The organism is Humibacter sp. (assembly GCF_051954055.1).
Classification (GTDB): Bacteria; Actinomycetota; Actinomycetes; order Actinomycetales; family Microbacteriaceae; genus Humibacter.
On the sequence record NZ_JBQCIE010000047.1, the window covers coordinates 1 to 6,301 of the forward strand.

7 protein-coding genes are annotated in these 6,301 nt (G+C 68.6%); 5 read left to right on the forward strand and 2 right to left on the reverse strand.

Features of this window, described 5'->3' with window-relative positions; all coding sequences use genetic code 11:
• The 5 genes from ACTHNC_RS05945 to ACTHNC_RS05965 all read left to right on the forward strand — a co-directional run.
• The coding region (locus tag ACTHNC_RS05945; protein WP_440293681.1) for an ABC transporter permease subunit at positions 1 to 871 on the forward strand (871 nt) is incomplete at its 5' end.
• Between the two features lie 78 nt (positions 872 to 949).
• The gene (locus ACTHNC_RS05950) at positions 950 to 1,525 is read left to right on the forward strand and encodes a hypothetical protein (protein ID WP_440293682.1); all 576 of its coding nucleotides are present in this window, start codon (positions 950 to 952) and stop codon (positions 1,523 to 1,525) included.
• 76 nt (positions 1,526 to 1,601) lie between these two features.
• Complete coding sequence (locus tag ACTHNC_RS05955) at positions 1,602 to 2,606, forward strand: MDR family oxidoreductase (protein WP_440293683.1); 1,005 nt, start codon at positions 1,602 to 1,604, stop codon at positions 2,604 to 2,606.
• Positions 2,607 to 2,714: 108 nt separating this feature from the next.
• On the forward strand, positions 2,715 to 3,110 hold the full coding sequence (locus tag ACTHNC_RS05960) for a DUF1304 domain-containing protein (protein WP_440293684.1): 396 nt from the start codon (positions 2,715 to 2,717) through the stop codon (positions 3,108 to 3,110).
• Positions 3,107 to 4,786, forward strand: coding sequence for a CocE/NonD family hydrolase (locus tag ACTHNC_RS05965; protein ID WP_440293685.1), 1,680 nt, complete (start codon positions 3,107 to 3,109; stop codon positions 4,784 to 4,786). Before ACTHNC_RS05960 ends, ACTHNC_RS05965 begins: the two co-directional genes overlap by 4 nt.
• 34 nt (positions 4,787 to 4,820) lie before the next feature.
• On the opposite strand, the gene ACTHNC_RS05970 is transcribed toward ACTHNC_RS05965, so the two are convergent.
• Together ACTHNC_RS05970 and ACTHNC_RS05975 are read right to left on the reverse strand one after the other, a co-directional pair.
• Positions 4,821 to 6,119 carry an FAD-dependent oxidoreductase gene (locus ACTHNC_RS05970; protein ID WP_440293686.1) on the reverse strand — a complete coding sequence of 433 codons (1,299 nt, stop codon included), beginning with the start codon at positions 6,117 to 6,119 and terminating at the stop codon, positions 4,821 to 4,823.
• A gap of 2 nt (positions 6,120 to 6,121) precedes the next feature.
• Positions 6,122 to 6,301 (reverse strand): hypothetical protein (locus ACTHNC_RS05975; RefSeq protein WP_440293687.1); only part of this gene is annotated, 180 nt, incomplete at its 5' end.

Genomic DNA, 6,301 nt, shown 5'->3' on the forward strand with positions numbered 1-6,301 from the left:
CCTCGCGACCGGCGCGTTCATCGGGTTCTTCGTGGCGAGAGTCGGCATCCCGTCGTTCGTCGTCACGTTGGGACTCTTCCTCGGGTTCCAGGGCCTCGAGCTGATCATCATCGGCAACGGCGGGCTGTACAACGTGCAGGATCCGGCCATCCTCGCGATCATGAACAACAACCTGCCCATCTGGGGCGGCTGGGTCATGCTCGCGATCATGGTGCTCATCTCGATCGGCACCTCGTTCTGGGATCGGGCACGGCGCACGAGGGCCGGTGTGCCGAACCGGGCGATCGTGCTGGTCTGGATCAAGGTGGCGGTGATCGCCGTCGTCGGCGGCATCGTCGTCGGCCTGCTCAGCCAGAACCGCGGCACCGGGTTCATCAAGGTGGAGGGCGTGCCGATCGTCGTTCCGATCACGCTCGCCATCCTGTGGATCGGGACGTTCGTGCTCGACCGCACCAAGTACGGCCGCTACCTGTACGCGGTGGGCGGCAACGCCGAGGCGGCCAGGCGCGCGGGCGTGAAGGTGATCACGATCCGGTGGGTGGCGTTCGTGATCTGTTCGTTCCTCGCCGTCGTGTCGCAGCTGTTCAGCATCTCCAAGGTCGGCTCGGTGGATCCCTCCGCCGGCGTCTCCATCGTGCTGAGCGGCGTGGCGGCCGCTGTGGTCGGCGGCGTCAGCCTGTTCGGCGGACGCGGACGCCTGATGCACGCGGCCATCGGCGCCGTCGTGATCGCGATCATCACGAACGGGCTCGGGCTGCTCAACCTCCCGGCCGGCGTGAACTACGCGGTGACCGGCGGCGTGCTCATCCTGGCGGCGACGGTGGATGCCGTCTCGCGCGTGCGCGCAGGAGGCAGCCTGTTCTCGAGGTGATCGCCGCTCCCGGCCGCGAGGCCGCGAGTAGGCTGTGCGAATGCCGGCATCGGCGCATTCTGTGATGGGGGGAATCACATGAGCACAGCAGTACCCGCGAAGCGGCCGGGAGCGGTCACCGCGGCATACGTCATCTGGTTGATCGGCGCGATCGTCTCACTGATCGTCGCGATCTTCGGGCTCTTCGTCGGATTCGTCGCGCTCGGCGCGGGCGCAGCGGTCGGCGGCGTGGCCGGCGCGGCGGTGGGGTCGGTCGTGCTGATCTTCGCGATCTTCGTCTTCATCATCGCGATCATCGAGCTCGTCATCGTGAACCGCATGCGCGACGGCCGCAATTGGGCGCGCGTCACGCTGACGATCTTGGGAATCCTGTCACTGATCGGCGCGATCGCGCCGTGGTTCTCTGCCGGGTACAACTCCACGTCATCCGGATCCATCGTGCAGATCGTGGTGATCATCGTTGCGATCGTGCTGATGTACGTGCCCGCCGCGAACGCCTACTTCGCCTCGGGCGGAGTAGCGGCGCGCTCGTATGCGTCGCCGGCCGCACCGAGCGCCGCTCCCGCGGCACCACCGACCACCGCGATGCCCATGACACCGCCGGCGGAAGCGCCCTCTCAGAACCCGGATGACAGGCGGCCGCCGACCGCCTGAGGGAGCACGCGGATACCACGCGGGACGGGTGCTGACAAGCTCCCGCCGGGCGCTTCAGCGCGCCTATTCTGAGGCCATGTCGTTTCGTGCGCTCCAGGTGACCCAGCAGATCGACAACGGCGCGATCGTCGAGCACGATGCCCGCCTTCGCACGCTCGACGACGACGCGCTCGAGCCCGCCGACGTCGAGGTGGACGTCGAGTACTCGGCGTTGAACTACAAGGACGGGCTCGCACTCGCCGGACGGCCGGGCGTGCTGCGGAAGTCGCCGCTCATTCCGGGGATCGACCTCGTCGGGCGGGTGCGGGCATCCGCCGACCCTCGTTTCGTGCCGGGCGACCACGTCGTGCTGAACGGCGACGGCATCGGCGAGTCGCTGAACGGCGGATTCGCCGAGCGCGCCGCCGTGCGCGGCGAGGCGCTGGTGCTGATTCCGGATGCCTTCACCCTGCATCAGGCAGCGGCCGTCGGCACCGCGGGCTTCACGGCGATGCTCGCCGTGCTGGCGCTCGAGCACGGCGGAGTCACGCCGTCCTCCGGCGACGTGCTCGTCACGGGAGCGGCCGGCGGGGTGGGATCGGTGGCGATCGCGGTGCTCGCAAAGCTGGGGTATTCGGTGACCGCGTCCACAGGGCGAGGCGACAGCGAGGCGGGCTACCTGCGAGAGCTCGGGGCATCCGCGATTCTCAACCGAGCCGATTTCGTCGAATCGGGGCGACCGCTGCAGAAGGCGCGCTGGGCCGGTGCAATCGACACGGTCGGGAGCACGACGCTCGCGAACGTGCTCGCGCAGACCTCGTACGGAGGTGTGGTCGCCGCGTGCGGCGTCGCCGGCGGGCCGGACCTTCCGGCCACCGTGATGCCGTTCATCCTGCGCGGGGTCTCGCTGGCCGGCATCAACTCCGTCGAGGCGCCGCGCATGCGCCGGCAGGATGCCTGGGACCGCCTAGCCCGCGACCTCGACCTGCACCTGCTCGACGGCATGACGAAGACGATCGGGCTCGAGGATGCCGTCGGCGCCGCCGGCCGCATCCTCGCCGGACAGGTGCGCGGCCGCACCGTCGTCGACGTGCATCGCTGACGCGCGCACACGCCGGACGCAATCTTTCGTTCAGGTCGCAGTTTCTGTCGCCTCAAGCCATTCGAGGCGACGAAAAGTGCGACCTGAACGCAGGAATAGGCTGACCCCATGATCGTGATCGCGACCCTGGTCGTCGCACTCGCCGCCGTGCTCCACGTGCTGATCTTCGTGCTGGAGAGCGTGTTCTGGACTCGCCCGGGGGTATGGAGACGGTTCGCGGTTCCCGACCAGGCGTCCGCCGACATCACCAAGCCCATGGCCTACAACCAGGGCTTCTACAACCTCTTCCTCGCGATCGGCGCACTCGTCGGCGTCATCGCGTACGGCGTCGGGCAGCACGCGATCGGGCTCACGCTCGTGTTCTTCACGATGACCTGCATGGTGCTGGCCGCCGTGGTACTCGTGACCACCGGGGCGCGATACATCCGTGCGGCGATCATCCAGGGCATCCTGCCGCTGGCCGGCATCGTGCTGATCTTTCTGAGCGACCCGATCACGACGTGAGGGCTGACACCCCCTGGCGGAGGCCTGCGGCCTTCTCCTACGCGCTGCGGCGGGTCCGCGCATTCCTCCGGCCGCCGGTCACGGTCTACCCGGCGGATGACCTGGTCAAGGACCATGACGTCGGAGTCGCAATGCGCGACGGCGTGGTGCTGCGGGTCAATGTTTACCGGCCCGTCGGTGACGGGACCTTTCCGGTCATCCTCTGCGCCCATCCGTACGGCAAGGACGTGCTGCCGAAGAAGAAGCGACGCGGTTGGTCGTTCAGCATGCAGTACCGCATCATGAACCAGTCAGGACCGGTCCGGTTCTCGGCGGAGACCAGCTGGGAGGCGCCTGATCCGGCCTGGTGGACGTCGCAGGGTTATGCAGTCATCAATGCCGACACACGCGGCGGCGGGCACTCCGAGGGCACGGGCGATCTTCTCTCCGATCAAGAGGCCCTCGACATCGACGAGCTGATCGAGTGGGCGGGCTCGCAACCGTGGTCGACCGGTGAGGTCGGAATGCTCGGCGTCTCCTACCTCGCGATCTCGCAGTACAAGGCTGCAGCGCTGCATCCGCCGTCGCTCAAAGCCATCTGTCCGTGGGAGGGATTCACCGACGCGTATCGCGACTTCTTCACACCCGGTGGCATCGTCGAGAACGGCTTCGCCCGCATCTGGTTGTTCATGACCAAACGCGTCGCACGGGTCTCGACGGATCTCGCCGCCGAGCGTCGGAGGCATCCGCTTCGGGACGACTGGTGGGACGCCTTGACTCCCGACCTCGAGAAGATCTCGGTTCCGATGCTCGTCTGCACGAGCTTCTCCGACGGCAACCCGCACAGCGTCGGCTCGATGCGGGCGTTCCAGCGCGCCGGGTCGAAGGACCGCTTCGCGTATCTGCACCGCGGCGGAAAGTGGGCGACGTTCTACGGCGAGGACGCCAGGCGCGCCCAGTTGGCGTTCTTCGACCGCTATCTACGGCATCGCGAGGTGCCCGCCCCGCCAAGGATGAGGTTGGAGGTGAGGGACGCCGCCGACCGCGTCGTCGAGGTGCGCTCCGAGAGCGAGTGGCCGCTGGAGCGAACGTCGTGGACGACTCTGCGCCTCGCCGAAGGGGGCACGCTGCGCTCGGAAAGCGCGGGAGGGGCCCCTGCCGGGAGCGCCTCGTTCGATCTCCGACGAGGTTCGCTGGCATTCCGCTACGACTTCGATGAAGACACCGAGATCACGGGCCCGATGGCGCTGAGGCTGTGGGTCTCGTGCGAGGGAACGGACGATCCCGAGCTGTTTGCCGGAGTCGAGAAGTGGTCGGGGACGCGATATGTGCCGTTCCAGGGCTCGTACGGGTACGGCCGTGACCGCGTGGCATCGGGTCGACTGCGGGTGGCGTTTCGTGAGCTCGATCCAGAACGCAGCACGCCGCACCAGCCCGAGCACACCTTCCGCAGACTGCAACCGGTCGTCCCCGGCGAGATCGTGGAGGTGCGCATTCCACTCACGCCATCGGCCACCCTGTTCCGCGCCGGTGACTCCCTGCGGCTGCTCCTGGCCGGCCGGTACCTCGAGCCACGCAACCCCTTCTTCGGGCACTTCCCCGCCCGCTACAGACCCAGCGCAGCAGGCACGCTCACGGTCCACTGGTCCCCGGAGCGCCCTTCGAGCCTGGAGACGCCGGTCATTCCGCGTCGCTGAGCGACGCCGGCTGAGCGGACGACGTCGACGCCGTTCAGCGGAATCGGGTCGTCGCGCCTCGCACATGCGGCGCGACGTGTTCTGGGCGGAAGCCGCGGCCGATCATCCGTGCCGCCAGGCGCTGTACAACAGGCAGTACCGCAGAGAGCAGGATGCGCTGCGGCTCGCCGAGCGGCGTCGGCAGCTGCACGCCGGCCCCGTTGATCACCTGGTGCGCGGCCAGCTGCACGGCCTGCATGGCTCGAACGGGCGGCATCCGCCTGCGCTGCACCCACGCGCACCCGGCATCCAGATCGGGTGATCGTGCACCGGCGACGGGGCCGGCTCCGCGCAGCAGCGGCGCAAGCCGGTTGGCGGTGGCGACGGCATCCTGAATGGCGAAGTTCACGCCGACGCCGAACGCCGGCGACATCGCGTGCGCCGCATCGCCGATGCACAGCAGCCCGGGACGCCACCAGGTCTCGAGCCGGTTGATCTGCACCGACAGCAGCTTGAGCTGCGAGAACGACTTCAGCTCGCCCACGACCGGTCGCAAGAACGGCGCCGTCTCGACGATCGCCACGCGCACCGCGTCCAGGCCCTTGCGGTGCAGCTCGTCGAAGCCGCCCTTCGGGATGACGAGCCCCATCTGGTAGTAGCCCTCACGCGGAATGGTCAGCACGAGCCGGTGCTCGTCGATGTAGCCCAGCGTGTCGGGCGGACGATCAGCGGGCTGCGGCAGCCGGAACCAGACGACGTCGATGGGCGCTCCGAAGTCGGTGGACGGCAGGCCGGATGCCGCACGCAGCACAGAGTCCCGCCCGTCCGCCGCCACGGTGAGCGCGGCGTGCACCTCGACCGGTCCGTCTGGTCCGGTCGCCAGCACCCCAGTGACACGCCGGCTGTCCTCGGTGATCAGCTGCGTGGCATCCGTGTTCATGCGCATCCGGAACCCCGGATATGCGTGCGCGTGCTCGGCGAGGAAGTCGAGAAAGTCCCACTGCGGCATGAGCACCAGGAAGTCGTTGCGGCCGTGCAGGCTGTCGAAGTCGACGGGGGTGATGCGCGTGCCGTCGACGACGGCATCGAGCGTGGAGACGGAGGTGTGCGGGAGCGTGAGGAACGCGTCGCGCAGCCCGAGCTCGTCGAGCACCTGCAGCGTGGACGGATGGATCGTGTCGCCACGGAAGTCCCGCAGAAAGTCGCCGTGCTTCTCGAGCACCGCGACCTGAACGCCGGCGCGGGCCAGGAGCATCCCGAGCATGACCCCGGCAGGGCCACCGCCGACGATGCAGCAGTCGACGTCGATGCGGGCCGGCCCGGCCTTGGACCGCTTCGCCCGCGAGGAGGCCATCGCTACGAGATCACCTCGTCGGCCGGACCGTCGGACCCGGGATGGATGTCGCGCAATGCCTCGACGAGTTCAGCCGCGTGCTGGGTCGAGACGATCACCCGGGAGAATCCGTCAGCGACGTCGCCCGACTCTGGCAGGCTCTCCGCCGCTCCGGGCAGCGCGCCCGCTCCCCCGGCCGCGGC

Bases quoted from the DNA above. Each gene is read 5' to 3' on its own strand.
- ACTHNC_RS05950 (WP_440293682.1), top strand. From the start codon at position 950: ATGAGCACAGCAGTACCCGCGAAGCGGCCGGGAGCGGTCACCGCGGCA.
- ACTHNC_RS05955 (WP_440293683.1), top strand. From the start codon at position 1,602: ATGTCGTTTCGTGCGCTCCAGGTGACCCAGCAGATCGACAACGGCGCG.
- ACTHNC_RS05960 (WP_440293684.1), top strand. From the start codon at position 2,715: ATGATCGTGATCGCGACCCTGGTCGTCGCACTCGCCGCCGTGCTCCAC.
- ACTHNC_RS05970 (WP_440293686.1), bottom strand. From the start codon at position 6,119: ATGGCCTCCTCGCGGGCGAAGCGGTCCAAGGCCGGGCCGGCCCGCATC.